Raw genomic sequence first — 312 nt, forward strand, 5'->3', positions numbered from 1 at the left:
GTTCGCTTGGCGGTGTGTCAGGCGGCGAGATCGGGATGCTGGTATTGGAGACGGTGTTGAGGATCCGGCGCGAGCACGCGTCGGGTAAGGCCATCAAGGCGATAGCGCGGGACCTGCACCTGTCGCGCAAGGTGGTGCGCAAGGCGATCCGGGCGCCGGAAGCGGACATGGGTTATCGGCGAGAGGTGCAGCCGCTGCCGAAGCTGGGGCCGTTTCAGGCGCGACTGGATGCGTTGCTGGAGGAAGATGAGGCACGGCCGCGGCGCGAGAAGCTGCGCCTCACGCGCATCCACGACCTGCTGCTACGCGAGG

General features: G+C 67.3%; 1 pseudogene. It reads left to right on the plus strand.

The window, feature by feature from the left end:
* Positions 1–35 precede the first annotated feature (35 nt).
* Positions 36–312 (plus strand): annotated as a pseudogene (locus CVH10_RS19210) (IS21 family transposase); the annotation flags it as partial.

Origin of the sequence: Halomonas sp. ND22Bw (assembly GCF_003011945.1) — a bacterium.
In the GTDB taxonomy this organism is placed as follows: domain Bacteria; phylum Pseudomonadota; class Gammaproteobacteria; order Pseudomonadales; family Halomonadaceae; genus Halomonas; species Halomonas halophila.